Source organism: Microbacterium aurantiacum, assembly GCF_031625015.1.
Taxonomy (GTDB): domain Bacteria; phylum Actinomycetota; class Actinomycetes; order Actinomycetales; family Microbacteriaceae; genus Microbacterium; species Microbacterium aurantiacum.
This window is the reverse complement of sequence record NZ_JAHWXH010000001.1, coordinates 1839925-1854339: the sequence shown is the minus strand read 5'-3', so window position 1 is coordinate 1854339 and position 14415 is coordinate 1839925. Positions and strand designations below refer to the sequence as shown.

Sequence of the window (14415 nt, the reverse complement as noted above, 5' to 3'; positions counted from 1 at the left end):
CCGCGACGATGAGCGCGGTGGGAGAGAGGCGTTTCAGGACTCGGCGCTCCCGCGGATCACGCGGCGAGCGCGGTGTCGATCGTGGTCAGGACGTTCTCGATGGCGGTGAGGCCGTTGATGACGATGTAGAGCTCGCTCGCCGGCAGGAGGATGACGTGGTCCTCGGCTCCGGCGGTGGTGCGCTGGACGAGCTCGTTGTCGAGCGTCTCGGCTGCGCTGGAGCCCTCGCCGGTGGCCGCGCCGCGATCGAACGCGATGATCCAGTCGGGGTTCGCCTCGAGGAGGAACTCGTTCGTGACGGTGTCGCCATGCGGCGAGGCCTCCGCGCCCGGAAGCTCGAGGGCGGGGACGGCGGGCGTGAAGCCGAGGGTGTCGAAGAAGTACCCGAAGCGAGAGCCCTCGCCGAAGGCGCCGTACTCGCCACCCGAGACCGACAGGACGAGCGCGGTCGCATCGACCCGGTCCTCGATGGCCGACTCGAGCTCCTCGATGCGCGCGGTAGCCGCCTCGACCGTCTCCTCGGCGCCGAAGATCTCGCCGAGCTGCGCGGCACGGCGCAGGCCAGCGGCGGGGTCGAAGGTGCCCCCGTAGGTTCCGGTGAGGTCGATCGTCGTGGCGATCTCGGCGAGCGCGTCATACTGGCCCGTGCTGCGCGCCGCCGTGACGATGAGGTCGGGCTCCAGCCCCGCGACGGCTTCGAAGTCCGGCTCGAAGAGCGTCCCCACCTTCGGCAGATCGGCGTACTCCGAGAGGTAGTCCGGCAGGGCGATGTCGGGGATGCCGACGACGGCGTCCCCGGCGCCGATGGCGTCGAGGGTGTCCAGCGTCGCGATGTCGAAGGTCACGACCGCGTCGGGGGCCGCGGCGACCTCCACCGCCTCGCGGGGGATCTCGGTGTCCTCTTCGAAGTACGTCTCGCCGCCTTCCTCGAGCTGCATGAGCGTGGGTCGGGCGTCCTCCACGACGATCGTGGCGGCGTCGGCGGATGCCTCGGGGGCGGCGTCAGCGGATGGCGAGGCGCATCCGGTGACGACCAGCGCGAGGGCGGCGAGCGACGCGGCGGGGAGGAGCAGACGAGGGCGGGGAGAAAGGCGGACGTTCATGAAGGTAAGGCTAACCTAACCGTTCTTGCGGTAGGCAAACCGGTGACGCATCCCGGGCGCGTCGCGCGGGTGTCGCGGGGCTCAGGCGCCGGGTCAGGCGCCGGGGAACATCCCGTGCACCGACCAGCCCGCGCCGTCGCGGAGCAGGGCGATGACGGCTCGCGCCTGCGCGCGGGCGACGGACTCATTGGCGGCGTGGACGTCGATCGCAAGCGGCGGGGCCTCGCCGAACTTGGGGATCTCGATCTCGGCCCACGCACCGTCGGCCAGCGGCACGCGGGGAGAAGCGGTCCGCTCCCCCACGATCCGGGCGCCGGTGAGCACCGACAGGATCTGGAGGGCGTCCACCTTGGTAACGGCATCCGACACGACGACGGTCGCGACCGCGGTGACGGGGGCGTCGGGCTCCGGTGCGGGTGAGGGCGAGGCGGGTGCGGTCGTGTCCACGGCGTTCTCCGCTCGATCGGGTTCGGTGGGGTCGGGGCGACCCGTGCCGGTAGCGTACCGACGCTGCGCGCGGCGAGGGCCGAGTTCGGCAACTCGGCGACATCCCCCGCCGAGTTCGAGCCGGGGTTCTACGATGTCCAAGCCGATTGCACTCAGCTGGTGCCCAAAGAGCGCGAGCGCCCCTCATGCCACGGGCGCTTCATCAAAGAGTGTGCCGAGTTTCCTTGGCTTCTGGCTGATTGGTCTTGGCGGCGTCCCGCTTCGGGACGAGCAACCAGACCGCGATGGCAGGGAGGAGCGGTGCGATTGCCGCATAGGCGATGTCAGGACTGCCGAGAACGATCACCTGGTAGGTCAGGATTGCTGCCGTGCTGAGAACGTACGACCCCAACCCGACCAGAATTCGTCTGGTGAGCGTGAGCCCGCCGGCCGCGAGGAACGCGAGCACGAAGTTGATGAGGAACGGTCCAACGAACAATCCCTGGACCTGCACGCTCAGTGACTGTTCGGCGTCGATAGAGGCGCCGGCCAAGAGGGCGAATGCGACCGATATCACGGCGTAGCCGACGAAAGCGAGCGACGCGGAGACCAGCGCGCGCACAAGGCGTTCGAAGACGGGCGGAAGAACCGCGAGCAGGCCCTCCGGGTGACGCTCGTAAAGGGCGACAAGCACGCTGAACGCGAGTGTCTGTACGAGCATCTCCGGCAGACCGATGGCGTGATACCAGAGGGGCAGCTGCGTGTAGACGATCCCTTCGAGGGAGGACGGCGCCGCTGCCGAGGTGGACAGTATCCCGATGCCGACGAGCAGCAGCCACAGCCAGAGCCAGCCGCGTCGCTGTGCGAAGACACCTCGAAACGGCAGCAACACGGCCGCGATGATGAGGCCACGCAGCACCTGGATGAGGGGGCCGACGAACAGAGACACCGACCCGAACTCGACCATGTAATCGCTGATGACGGGCCGGGAGAACAGTGACGCGTAGTCGAGCACGATCGATGCGACGACCCCGACAACCAGATACGTGACGACATGCACCATCGTCGTTCGCACGAGAAAACGCCGGGTCCTACCCCCCATTTTCCCTGTCCACACGAGGATTGAACCCCGCGGACCGTCGGGACCACGAGAGGCAAAGGTCCCGACGACCCCGCGCTCATAACGCGCAGCTTTCGATCGACGAATGAGCCAGGGCTCCTATGCTCGCATCATGCGCGCACACGACGTGGTGGTCATCGGGGCGGGGCTCGCCGGACTGCGCTGCGCGCTCGAGCTCGCTCGCGCCGGGCGCGAGGTGGTCGTCCTCGAGGCGGCCGACCGGGTCGGCGGGCGACAGCGTACCGACGTGGTCGACGGATTCCTCCTCGACCGCGGATTCCAGGTGCTCAATCCCGCGTACCCGGCCCTCCGCGGCGTGGTCGAGCTCGACGACCTCGAGATGCGTTCGTTCCCGGTGGGCGCACGCGTGCGCCGCGCGGACGGCGTCGCGACCCTCGCGCACCCGCTGCGGCATCCGCAGCATCTCGCGGCGACCCTCTCCAGCGGACTGCTCTCGGTGTCGGAGATCACCGCGCTGGTGCGCTGGCTCGCCCCGGCGCGGACGGCGCGCGCCTTCGCGGACGCCGCCGACGACGAGCTCTTCGCGGGATGGGATGCCGCGGGGGTGCGCGGCCCGCTCCGCCGGGAGGTGCTCGAGCCGTTCCTCGCCGGGGTCATCGCCGACGACGACGGACGCACGAGCCAGAACTACGTCCGGCTTCTCCTCCGCCTCTTCGCGCTCGGGCGACCGGGGCTCCCCGCGGGCGGCATCGCGGCCCTTCCCGCGCAGATCGCCGACACCGCCCGGCGCGCCGGCGCCGACATCCGGCTCTCGCACGCGGTGCGGCGACTCCGTCACCGCCGCGGCGTATGGGAGCTGAAGGTCGCCGGCGCCGACGTCGTCCGCGCGCAGGAGGTCGTCGTCGCGGTCGATCCCGGAGCCGTCGAGGCGTTCACGGGACTCCCCGCGCCCGCGGTGCGGGGACTGCAGACGTGGTGGTTCGCCGGCACCGAGGCCCCGGCATCCGCTCTCCTGTCGGTCGACGGCACCCGGTCGGGCCCCCTCGTGAACACCGTCGTGATGTCGCGGACCGCCCCCTCGTACGCTCCCCCGGGCCGGCACCTGATCGCCGCGACGAATCTGTACGGCGCGCGTCCCGCGGCTTCCGAGGGCGAGGTGCGCGCGCAGCTGCGGCACATCTGGGGACCGGTGGCCGAGGGGTGGGACCTCCTCCGCCGCGACGACATCGCCACCGCGTTGCCGGCCCTGCATCCGCCGATGCGACGCGCGGCCCCCTCGCGCATCGGCACCGGACTGCATGTCGCCGGCGACCACCGCGACACCCCCTCGATCCAGGGGGCGCTGACGTCCGGCGTCCGGGCCGCGCGCGGCATCCTCGGCTAAGGACGCGCGGCACGTCGTTCGGGCCTCGCGTCAGACGACCGCACCCTCCAGCGGGGCGACGTCGACGGCGACGCGGAGGGTCGAGCGCTTCGCCTCGGTGAAGATGACGCCCTTCACCGGCGCGACGTCGCCGTAGTCCCGACCCCACGCGGTCGTGACGTGGCGGTCGCCGACCACCTGGTCGTTCGTGGGGTCGACCGCGAGCCACTCCCCGGACAGCGGCAGCCAGACCGCGAGCCATGCGTGCGAGGCGTCCGCGCCGAAGACGCGTTCCTTACCGGGCGGGGGCTGGGTGGCGAGGTAGCCGCTGACGTAGCGGGCCGCCAGGCCGTGGCTGCGCAGGCACGCCAAGGCGAGATGCGCGAAGTCCTGGCACACGCCCGCGCGGGCGGCGAGCACGTCACCGACCGTGCTCGTGACGGTCGTGGCCTTCCCGTCGTAGCGGAAGTCGCGGAAGATCCGGTGGGTGAGGTCGACCACGGCGTCGCCGATCGCGCGCCCGGGGAGGAAGGATGCCGCGGCGTACTCCCGCGCCGCCGCCGCGTGCTGCGCCTTCGGCGACTCGACGACGAACTCCGCCGCCGCCCACGCATCGGGGAGGTCGCGGTGCACCAGCGGGCGCGCCGCCTCCCAGGGCTGCGCGAGGGCGGCGGGATCGTAGGCCGGCGCGAGGACCGTGACCTCGCTCTCGGCGTTCACGCGTAGCCGACGGTGCGCCTCGGTCACGTGATAGTAGGTCGAGAGATTGCCGTAGCCGTCGACGTCGTCGGTGGTGTCGGCGGGCACGGGCTCGATCTCCACCCCGCGCGAGTGGACCTGCTGCCAGGGCAGCTCGCGGGGGACGACGTGGGCGATGCCGAAACTGTCGCTGACGTCGGCGTCGTACTCGTAGGACGTCCGGTGGATCACGCGGTATCTCACGGCCCCACCCCCACGAGCTCGGTCGTCGACAGGGCCGACAGGGCCTGCGGCTGCGGGCCTGCGGAGAAGTGCAGCAACGCGATCGCCTCGCTGATCTGGTGCAGCTGCGCGCGGGTGTCGGAGAGGAAGCGGTCCAGCTCCTCGCGGCGGTCGCCTTCCGCGCGGGCGAGCGCGACGACGTCGGTGGTGGCCAGGGTCTGCTCCAGCTCCTCGATCATCCGCTCTGGACGCGTCGAGCCGGTCGAGGCCGAGAGGCTGCCGATGTGCTCGCGCACCCGCGCGAAGGCGAAGGCGAGCGAGCGCGGGTTCTCCCCATCCGCGATGAGGAGCTCGAGCACACCCGCCTCGGCGAGGTCGCCGCGGTAGCGACGCCGGTGGGTCACCGCGCTCTCTGCGGCGAGGAGGACCCCGCCCATGACGGCGCGGTCCACACCCCGGCGTGCCGCGGTCGTGGTCACCGTGGCATCCAGCAGCACGCACAGCTGCACCGCGCGCTCGAGGTAGCGGCCGGCCTCGATCGCGTGCCAGCCATCGTCGCGGATCATGCTCGCCGTCACTCCCTGGAGCGACAGGATGCCGGTGAGCATGCGCCCCGCCGACTCCGCGATCTGCCGTGCCCGCGGCGTGGCGCGCAGGCTCGCCGCGGCGCGGTCGGTCACGGCGAACGCGCGCCACGTGTCACCGGAGAGCTGGTCGCGGACGCCCTCGAGGGCCTCGCGGAGATGACCGAGCGAGTGGGCGGCACTCCCCGGGCGATCGGCATCCGTCAGCAGCGAGCGAAGCTCGGCGGTCGGGTCGTCGTGGCGGTGTCCGCACAGACGCTGGAGCGCCGCGATGAGGGCGGAGAGCGTCGCCGCCCCGTCCCGCGACGACCCGAAGTCGAGCTGCTCGGCGTAGCTCCGGGCGGTGAGGACCAGACGCACCAGATCCTCGGCGCGCTCGGAGTAGCGACCGGCCCAGTACATGTCCTCGACCGCGCGGGGCGAGAGCATCGGCGCAGCCCGCCCGACGGGGAGGAACGAGGGGGCGGCCACACCCTGGTCGGGATCGTCCTCGGCGGCCTTCAGCACCCAGACGTCCTTCGTCACCGGCGCCTGGGTCGGGTCGCCGCCGACGTGGGTGGCGAGCCCGCCGACGAGCGCGCGGTAGGCGCCGCCGTCGCGCACGGTGAACGCGCGGAGGGTCACCGGGAGCGCCCCGATCGCGGTCTCGATGGCACCGCTCTCGTCCGGTGCCCAGCCTGGCGCGTGTGAGAGGGGCAGACGCTGCTGGCCGACGTAGCGGTACGGGGTCTCGAGGATGCGGCGGCGGAGGTCGGCGGGATCGGCGCCGTCGAACTCGCTCGCGCGCCCATCGATGGTGCGGACGATGACGGAGTCGGGATCCTCGTCGAGGGCGGTGAGGACGGCGTCCCGGCCCTCCGGATCGCCGCACCACCACGTCGGCACCGACGGCAGGCGCAGCTGCTCACCGAGGAGCCGTTCGCACAGGGCGGGGAGGAAGGGCATGAGGCCCGGGTTCTCGAGCACCCCGGCACCGAGGCCGTTGACCAGGCGCACGGTGCCGCGGCGGACCGCCTCGGTGAGGCCGGCGATCCCGAGGCGGCTGCCGGCGCGCAGCTCCAGCGGATCGCACCAGTCGGCGTCGACGCGGCGGAGGATCACGTCCACTCGCTCGTGCGGGGCGTTGGTCGGGAACCCCGCGGGCTTCATCCACACCGCGCCGCCGCGCACGACGAGGTCCTCCCCCTGCACGAGCGGGAAACCGAGGAGGTTGGCGAGGAAGGCCTGGTCGAAGGCGGTTTCGGAATAGGTTCCAGGGGTCAGGACCACGATGCGGGGGTCGGTGACGCCGGCGGGGGCCGCCTGGAGGAGGGCCGCGCGGACGCTGCCGAAGTAGGGCTCGAGCCGGTGCAGCCCCGCGCCCTGGTAGAGCTCGGGGAGGACGCTGGAGAGGACGCGCCGGTTCTCCAGCGCGTAGCCGAGACCCGCGGGGGCCTGGACGCGGTCGGCGAGGACGTGCCACTCGCCCGTCGCGTCGCGTCCGAGATCGGTGCCGGTGAGGATCAGGGGGTGGGCCTCGGCCGCGGAGGTGCGCGCGAGGGGGCGGGTGAACCCCGCGTGCGCGAAGACCGTCTCGGCCGGGATGAGCCCCTCGGCGAGGGTCCGCTGCGCGCCGTACAGATCGCCGAGGAGAGCGCCCAGGAGCTCGGCGCGCTGCGCGAGGCCGACGTCGAGCCGGGCCCAGGTGGCGGCATCCATCACCAGGGGCAGGGGATCCAGTCGCCACGGGACCGAGCCGCGGACGGAGTGCTCGTACCCGACGCCGTCGTCGGCGAGGAGGGTGGCGATCTCGGCGTCGACGCGTGCGAGGTCGAGGGCGGTGAGGTCGGCGGCGGCGGCCATGCCTTTCCACGCCGCGCGGAGGGTGCCGTCGGGCGCGACGACCTCGTCGAACCGGACGCTCGGGCCGGTGTCGGCGCCGAAGGCGAGGGTCGGCTGCGCCTGCGCCGCGGCGTACTCGCGCAGGAGGCTCATGCGCGACATCCGTTCGAGAGGGCGCGCCGTGCAGTCGCGCGACGCTCGGCGGCGAGGCGCGCGGCGGTGCGCCGGCCGGTCGGGAACTGCGGCATGGGACCACTTTGACACGCCCCGGGGGTGTCCTCCGACCGACGAACCCGGTTCACTTGTCTCGTGATGCGGGTGAGCGGATGCCGCACCCGCAAGAGAAGACAGGTGAACCGGGGCGCGCGGCGGCGCGGCCGGGACGATCACGACGAGGAGGACGGCGATGGGCGAGAACGCGGACGAGAAGAACGCGGACGGGACGTGGAGCGACGCCGAGCGCGCCGCGATGGCCCAGCGCGCGGCGGAGCTGCGCGAGGCGCGGGCGGGCGGCACCGGGTCGGCGAAGAAGAAGCGCGAAGCGCAGGCGTGCGTCGACGCCATCGCGGAACTCCCCGACCGCGACCGCGGCATCGCCGAGCGGCTGCACGAGATCGTGCGCGAGGAGGCCCCGCACCTCGACCCGAAGACCTGGTACGGCTTCCCGTCGTATGCCCGCGACGGCAAGGTCGTGGTGTTCTACCAGCCGGCGTCGAAGTTCGACACGCGGTACGGGTCGATCGGGTTCAACGAGGATGCGCTGCTCGATGACGGCGTCTTCTGGCCGACGTCCTTCGCCGTCCTGGAGGTCACCGACGAGGTCGCGCAGACCCTCCGCGACCTCGTCCGCCGCGCCGCCGGCTGACTCTCGCCCTCGCCGGCGGCCCGGTCTGCCATGATGTGTGACATCCCGCTTCGCCTGCCCGAAAGGCGCCGATGGGTTCACTCTCGCGACGTCAGTTCCTCACCCGTGCCGCCGTCCTCGCCGCCGCCCTCGGCGTCGACGTCGACGACCTCTCCCGGGTGCTCGCGTCCGCCCCGACGGGCATCGCCGACATCCCCTCGACGCTCCAGCAGACGATCCTGTACGGCGGCGTGCAGAAGGGCAGCTACCGGCTACACCGGGAACGACGTGCTGCTCGAGGAGGGCATCGAGATCCTCACGGCGCCGGTCTGCACGAGTCCGGACGAGATCGCAGTGACCTGCGAGGGTGAGACGATGGACGGCGAGCCCATCCGCGTGGAGTCCACCGCCGACGCCCAGGACGACGTCCTCGTCACGGTCGGCGACCGCACTCTCTACGACGGGTCGCTTCTCGCGGTGCTCGATCGGGGGTCGAGCGGATGAGCGCGCGGTCCCTCGGCGGGGTGGTCTTCGGTGCCGCCGTCGTTCTCGGAGCGATCGCGCAGGGCCTCAGCGCAGCACCCGGCCTCGGGCGGATGCCGTTGCCGGCCTTTCTGGCCGTCGCCGCGGTATCCGCTCTGGCGCTCGCGCTGCAGCTCGCGGCGACCGCGTGGGCGGCGCGGCGGATCGTCGCCCCGGACGCCCCCGCGCACGCCGGACTCGCCCTCGCATGGGCCGCGGTGCTCGTCCTCATCGGCGCGGTGCTCTCGGCGCTGTTCGCTCCGGCGGGGCTGCTCGCCGGGATCGCCGCGACCTTCGTCCTGCCTGCGGCTGCGGCCGGGCGTGCGGGGGCGCTCACGGGCTTCGGCGTCGTGCGACGGCATCCGTGGCGTGCGCTGCTGCTCGTGCTCGGCGTCGTCGTGCTCGGCGGGGTGAGCCTCGTCGTCTCGATCGCGACCGGGCTGTTCCTCACGGGGATGATCGGCGGCATCGTCGCCTGGCTGTGGTTCGGTGTCGTCATCGCCTGGCTGCTCCTCTGGGGCACGCGCCTGGCTGTGCGCGCGTCCGCGGCCCGGCCTACGCTGGCCGGATGAGCGAGCCCCGAGTCCTCCGCTACGCCGCGTTCGCGTCGTCCCCCGACGGCGGGAACCCCGCCGGGGTCGTCCTCGACGCACGAGGGCTCTCCGCCGAGACGATGCAGCGCATCGCCGCCGAGGTCGACTATGCCGAGACCGCGTTCCTCACCGGGACGACGGATGCCGGGGCCCGCACCATCCGCTACTTCTCGCCGATCGCGGAGGTGCCCTTCTGCGGCCACGCGACGATCGCCACGGCCATCGCGCTCGCCGAAGATGGCGACGCGCTCGGCCCTCTGCCGACGACGATCCGGTTCGCGACCCCGGTCGGGGATATCCCGATCACGGTGACGCGCGAGCCCGACGGCGTGCGGGCGGCGTTCACGAGCAGGCCGCCGGTGATCACGCCCCTTCCGGGCGAAGATCTCGACGCGATCCTGGGCCTCGTCGGCCTCGCCGCCGATGACCTGGATCCCGCACTCCCGCCCCGCATCGCCGACGCCGGGAACCCGCATCCGCTTCTCGTGATCGCCGATCTGGAGGTCTTCGACCGGTTCACGTTCGACCCGATCGCAGCGCGCACCCTGATGGACGCCCGCGGGTGGCCGGCGACGATCACCGTCGTGCACCGCCTCGGCGACAGCGCGTTCGCCGCGCGGAACATCTTCCCGGTCGGCCGCATCACCGAGGACCCCGCCACGGGCTCTGCCGCCGCGGCGCTGGGCGGCTACCTGCGCGAGCTCGACGCGGTGCCCGTTCCCTGCCAGGTCGAGGTGCACCAGGGCGCACACGTCGGCCGCCCCGGCCTCCTGACCGTCGACATCCCCGCATCCGGGGGGATCGTCGTCTCCGGCACCGCCATCCCGATCCCCTGATGGCCGAGCCAGCCGAGCTTTTCCCCGGCACGGTACGGTCATTGCCCGACGCCGTCTCCGCCGCGTCGTTCAGCTGGCCGGGCTCAGCTCCTGTTCCTGTCCGTTTCGTGGAGGGGTTCGAAGAGTTCGTGGCCTACGCACGACGCGAGGGAGAGGACCCCGCGGGTCTGTCGGCAGACATCGCGCGGCTCTGGGAGTTCCTGACCGGTCGCACGGAGGTGGTCGAGACGCCCGCGTTGTGGGCATCGGCCGCGCGCTTCGCGGGCAACGTCCTCGCCGTGGCGCATCCGGCGGCAACGTGGCGCGTGACACCCGAACTCGAGGTCGGGACCTCCACACGGTCCGTTCCGGTGGCAGGGCTGGTGCGGATCATGGTGGAGCATCCCGAACATCGGCAACCGTTCCTGGAGATGATGGCGTCCTGGCCACAGGCTGACGAAGACGATCGGGAGATGGCCGCTCTCAGCCGCGACACACACGCACCGACTCTTCGCTTCCCGCTCGTTGCGTTCGAGCGTCCGGCGTTCCCCGACCAGGAGTACCGCGATTCCGGTGGGCGCATCATCGACTACGGGAATCGGTGGGAGGGCGGCCAACCACCTGAGGAGACGTACTCGCGCCTCTCCCACCCGGAGCGGTTCGCCCCTTTGATGATGGATGCCGAGTCTCTGGTCGCGTACCTGCAGGCGTCGTACGTCGTGGAGGTCGATCGACAGTCCGCCGACGGCGAGGTGCGGTTCACGTTGCGGCCGTCCTCCGGCGCGACGATGACGATCACGGCGACGAAGGAGAGCGTGCAGGTCCGAGCTGGTGCACTTTTCCGGGCGAGTGCCCCGGAATGCGCCTGCGACGCGTGTGATGAATCCGCAGACACGGCCGCCGACCATCTCGAAGAGGTCGTTCTGGCGATCCCGGCCGGCGGGCTCAGAGAGGTGTTCCCGGTCGGGCGGCGACGCTGGCAGCACGTCCAATTGCTGAGGCGCGAAGGGGCCGGCTCGAGCGGCGGCCCACCCGATCCTCACCTCAGCGCGAGCGAGCTCGAACACGCCGTCGACACACTCCGCGGACTCGATCGCGGGTGGTGGCCCGCGTGGACGTTGCGCGAGAACTGATCTCGTCGCACGTCAACCGCCTCTTGGCGACCGCGTTCAGTCGGACGCGTCGGGCGGCAGCACCAGCGGCAGCTCGCGCTCGTGATCCCACGGCTCGGTCCACCCCAGCCGGTCGAAGAGGGCGTCGAGCAGCATCCCGGTGAATCCCCACACCAAACGCTCGCGTTCCGCGCCGGGCAGCAGGAACGCGGGCCCGCGCCATTCCTGGCCGTCGCGTCGGATCACGGTCACCCCGCGGTGCGCCGGGTCGAGCAGGTCGGCCACGGGCGCACGGAAGACCTCCGCCGACTCCGCCTCGTCCATCACCCGCACGGGCGACGGATGCCGCCACCACGCCAGCACCGGCGTCACGACGTGCCGCGAATAGGCGAGCGGCACCGCGGGCAGAGCCCCCAGCACCTCGACGCCGGAGACGTCGAGACCGGTCTCCTCGCGCGCCTCGCGAAGGGCCGCGGCGACCGGGCCGTCGTCCCCGGCATCCTGTCGTCCGCCGGGGAAGGCGATCTGCCCCGGGTGCGAGCGCAGCGTCTCGGCGCGCGACAGCAGCAGCACATCGAGGTCGCGCGAGACCGCACCATCGGCCGCCGCATGGTCGCTCAGCACGGCGTCGAGCACACCGAAGAGCATGAGCACGGATGCCGGTCGCGGATTCGGCACCGAAGGAAGGTCGATCAGCGCCGCGTCGAGCGACCCGTCGCGGGCACCGGCGGCCAGCGCCGCCAGCTCGGCCCGCGCGGGCGACGGCGACACGAACGGCATCCGCTCAGCGTACGCCGCGACACTCATGCCGGCCGCCGCGCCCCGCTCAGTCGAGCCCGCGGCTGCGCGCCGCGAGCCCCGCGAACGTCGCGTGCAGGAGCGGCGGCACCGAGGCGAGCACGATGATCGTTCCCCACACCACGTCGTCGGCGCGGAGGACGAGGCCCCCGATGAACAGCCCCACGAAGACGACGGCCGACACCACCCGGCGGACGGCCCGCTCGACGGCGCCGACGCGGCGGTCCAGCCTCGGTGTCTCGAAGGACAGCCGCCCCTCCTGCGCACGGTCCACGAGGTCGTCGATGCGCCGCGGCAGTCGCGCGGCGATCCGCACCGAGGTCACCGCATCCTGCGCGAAGCCCTGCACGACGTTGCCGCGCTCTTCGCGCAGTAACTGCGCCGCGTACGGCTCGACGGAGTCCCAGATGTTGAAGTCGGGGTCCAGCGCACTGCACATCCCCGATACGAGCGAGAGTGCCCGAATGATGAGGAGGAAGTTCTCCGGGAGCTGGAACGGCAGCGACCGCACGACCTCGCCGAACTCGATCGCGAAGCGACGGAGCTCCCGCTCGTCGACCTCGGCGAGCTCGGAGACGCCCATTCCGCCGAAGCGCGCGAACAGGGCACTCATGGCCCGCTCGAGCTCGGCGGTCTCGGCCGACGGCAGCAGCACACCCACATCGCGGATGCTGTCGACCAGACCGCGCCCGTCGCGCGAGGCCACCGCGATCAGGAGGCGTCGGAGCCCGCGCCGCAGCGTCGGGGGCACCTGGCCCATCATCCCGAAGTCGATGAAGGTGAGTTCCCATTCGCCGTCGGGGAGCGGGGTGACGAAGATGTTGCCGGGGTGCGGGTCGGCATGGAAGAACCCGTTGCCGAAGAGCTGGTCGAACATCACCGCGGCGAAGCGCTCCGCGACCTCGGTCGGGTCGATGCCGGCGGCGCGGAGCCCGTCGAGGTCGTTGATCTTGATCGCCGTGACGTCCTGGAGCGTCAGGACCCGCCGCGTCGAGCGCTCCCACGCGACCTCGGGAAGGCCCACGCGGGGGTCGTCGGCGAAGATCTCGGCGAAACGCTCCCCGTTCTGCGCCTCGTGGAGGTAGTCGATCTCCTCCTCGCTCGTGACGGCGAACTCCTCGACGATCGTGGGCAGGTCGACGTGGTCGGACACGAACCGGACGCGGTCGAGCCAGCCGGCGACCTTCCGGAGCGCCGCGAGATCGACCGCGACGATCTGCTCGATCCCGGGACGCTGGACCTTCACCACGACGGCGTCGAGTCCGGTCTGGGCCGTATCCTCCGGCGCGAGCCGCGCCCGATACGCCTGACCGAGGGATGCCGCGGCCACGGGGTTCGGGTCGAACGCGGCGTAGGCGCGCTCGAGGCTGACTCCGAGCTCAGCTTCGGCGAGCGCGCGGATCTGCGCGAACGGCACCGGGGGCACCTCGTCCTGCAGCCCCTCGAGCTCTTTGGTGATCTCCGGCGGGAGCACGTCCAGTCGCGAGGACATGAACTGCCCGACCTTGATCATGAGCCCGCCGAGGTCGACGGCGAGGCCGTGGAAACGGCGCGCGATCCGCTGCATGCGCCGCGCGCGGGTGCGCGTGGCGATCGCGGAAAGACCGAAGCGCGGCAGGAACAGCTCGTACCACCACGACTGCACCATGTAGCGCAGCGCGAACCGCAGGATACGGCGGTAGCGGGCGCGCATGTCGGCGGCGTCGGGCATCAGGCCTCCCTGATCCCGACGCGGGCGCCCGGGCGCCGGCGGCACCCGGCTCAGTCCTGAGCGAGGATCGAGTAGAGCTTACGGCGCGCGTCCTCGAGGACGGCGACGGCTTCCGCCTGCTGGGCGGCGGTGCCCGATCGGCCCACCTGGGCGGCCGCCTGGGCGAGCTCGAGCCCGGCCTTGGGGAGGGCGGTGAGGTCCTTGCGCTCACGCGAACCCGACTCCCACGGCGCGGAGCGGTCGGCCGATTCGGCCTCGAGGCGCCCGGCATCCGTCAGCGCGTAGGTCTTGCGCCCGCCGGACTCCTCGGCGACGACGAGTCCTTCGTCGGTAAGGAGCTGCAGGGTCGGGTAGACCGACCCGGCGCTCGGCTTCCACGACCCGTGGCTGCGCTCCTCGATCTCGCGGATGATCTGGTAACCGTGCATCGGGGCCTCGGCGAGCAAGGCGAGCACCGCCGCGCGGACATCGCCGCGACCCATGCGCGACGAACCGCCGCCGACACGCTGCTCGAACGCCGAGCGGAGCTGGTCCATCGCCTCCCAGAGCTGACCTCCGGGCTGCATCGGACCGAATCCGCGCGAACCGCCGAATCCTGCACCCATGAACGAATCACTCATGACGACCTCCTGGCGTGAGACGGATGCCGAACGACACCCCGACGACATATAACGATATATCGCTGAGATGCCGCGAGGGCGGTTCCGCGCGACTCGGAGGG

General features: G+C 71.9%; 15 protein-coding genes. 7 read left to right on the top strand and 8 right to left on the bottom strand.

What is annotated here, in order from left to right:
• Window positions 1–56: 56 nt before the first annotated feature.
• The 3 genes from KZC50_RS08680 to KZC50_RS08670 form a co-directional block, all read right to left on the bottom strand.
• A complete protein-coding gene (locus KZC50_RS08680; RefSeq protein ID WP_310891377.1) occupies window positions 57–1103 on the bottom strand; it encodes a siderophore ABC transporter substrate-binding protein in 1047 nt (348 codons plus the stop codon).
• A 93-nt stretch (window positions 1104–1196) separates the two neighbouring features.
• Window positions 1197–1550, bottom strand: a complete 354-nt coding sequence (locus tag KZC50_RS08675; protein WP_310891376.1) for a hypothetical protein — start codon at window positions 1548–1550, stop codon at window positions 1197–1199.
• 202 nt (window positions 1551–1752) lie between these two features.
• Window positions 1753–2592: a hypothetical protein gene (locus KZC50_RS08670; RefSeq protein WP_310891375.1), complete on the bottom strand. Its 840-nt coding sequence runs from the start codon at window positions 2590–2592 to the stop codon at window positions 1753–1755.
• Window positions 2593–2761: 169 nt separating this feature from the next.
• Here KZC50_RS08670 and KZC50_RS08665 point away from each other — a divergent pair, with 169 nt between their 5' ends.
• Window positions 2762–3994 (top strand): NAD(P)/FAD-dependent oxidoreductase, encoded by a 1233-nt coding sequence (locus KZC50_RS08665; RefSeq protein ID WP_310891374.1) that lies wholly within the window; start codon window positions 2762–2764, stop codon window positions 3992–3994.
• A gap of 30 nt (window positions 3995–4024) precedes the next feature.
• On the opposite strand, the gene KZC50_RS08660 is transcribed toward KZC50_RS08665, so the two are convergent.
• On the bottom strand, window positions 4025–4915 hold the full coding sequence (locus tag KZC50_RS08660; protein WP_310891373.1) for a transglutaminase family protein: 891 nt from the start codon (window positions 4913–4915) through the stop codon (window positions 4025–4027).
• Window positions 4912–7452 (bottom strand): circularly permuted type 2 ATP-grasp protein, encoded by a 2541-nt coding sequence (locus KZC50_RS08655; protein WP_310891372.1) that lies wholly within the window; start codon window positions 7450–7452, stop codon window positions 4912–4914. The genes KZC50_RS08660 and KZC50_RS08655 overlap by 4 nt, the downstream gene beginning before the upstream one ends.
• 253 nt (window positions 7453–7705) lie before the next feature.
• Between KZC50_RS08655 and KZC50_RS08650 the strand changes: the two genes are divergently transcribed.
• From KZC50_RS08650 to KZC50_RS08625, 6 genes are all read left to right on the top strand, one after another.
• Window positions 7706–8164 (top strand): iron chaperone, encoded by a 459-nt coding sequence (locus tag KZC50_RS08650; RefSeq protein ID WP_301134539.1) that lies wholly within the window; start codon window positions 7706–7708, stop codon window positions 8162–8164.
• Between the two features lie 71 nt (window positions 8165–8235).
• Window positions 8236–8514: a twin-arginine translocation signal domain-containing protein gene (locus tag KZC50_RS08645; protein WP_301134541.1), complete on the top strand. Its 279-nt coding sequence runs from the start codon at window positions 8236–8238 to the stop codon at window positions 8512–8514.
• Between the two features lie 4 nt (window positions 8515–8518).
• Window positions 8519–8647: a hypothetical protein gene (locus tag KZC50_RS08640; protein WP_301134542.1), complete on the top strand. Its 129-nt coding sequence runs from the start codon at window positions 8519–8521 to the stop codon at window positions 8645–8647.
• Window positions 8644–9237, top strand: a complete 594-nt coding sequence (locus tag KZC50_RS08635) for a hypothetical protein (protein WP_310891371.1) — start codon at window positions 8644–8646, stop codon at window positions 9235–9237. The genes KZC50_RS08640 and KZC50_RS08635 overlap by 4 nt, the downstream gene beginning before the upstream one ends.
• Window positions 9234–10094 (top strand): PhzF family phenazine biosynthesis protein, encoded by an 861-nt coding sequence (locus tag KZC50_RS08630; protein ID WP_310891370.1) that lies wholly within the window; start codon window positions 9234–9236, stop codon window positions 10092–10094. Before KZC50_RS08635 ends, KZC50_RS08630 begins: the two co-directional genes overlap by 4 nt.
• Window positions 10094–11206, top strand: coding sequence for a DUF6226 family protein (locus KZC50_RS08625; protein WP_310891369.1), 1113 nt, complete (start codon window positions 10094–10096; stop codon window positions 11204–11206). The genes KZC50_RS08630 and KZC50_RS08625 overlap by 1 nt, the downstream gene beginning before the upstream one ends.
• A 36-nt stretch (window positions 11207–11242) precedes the next feature.
• Here KZC50_RS08625 and KZC50_RS08620 read toward each other — a convergent pair whose 3' ends face one another.
• From KZC50_RS08620 to KZC50_RS08610, 3 genes are read right to left on the bottom strand one after another with little or no spacing between them, the layout of a single operon-like run.
• A complete protein-coding gene (locus KZC50_RS08620; RefSeq protein WP_310891368.1) occupies window positions 11243–11965 on the bottom strand; it encodes an NUDIX hydrolase in 723 nt (240 codons plus the stop codon).
• A gap of 46 nt (window positions 11966–12011) precedes the next feature.
• Window positions 12012–13694: an ABC1 kinase family protein gene (locus KZC50_RS08615; protein ID WP_310891367.1), complete on the bottom strand. Its 1683-nt coding sequence runs from the start codon at window positions 13692–13694 to the stop codon at window positions 12012–12014.
• 50 nt (window positions 13695–13744) lie between these two features.
• A complete protein-coding gene (locus KZC50_RS08610; RefSeq protein ID WP_053548050.1) occupies window positions 13745–14314 on the bottom strand; it encodes a PadR family transcriptional regulator in 570 nt (189 codons plus the stop codon).
• Window positions 14315–14415: the final 101 nt, after the last annotated feature.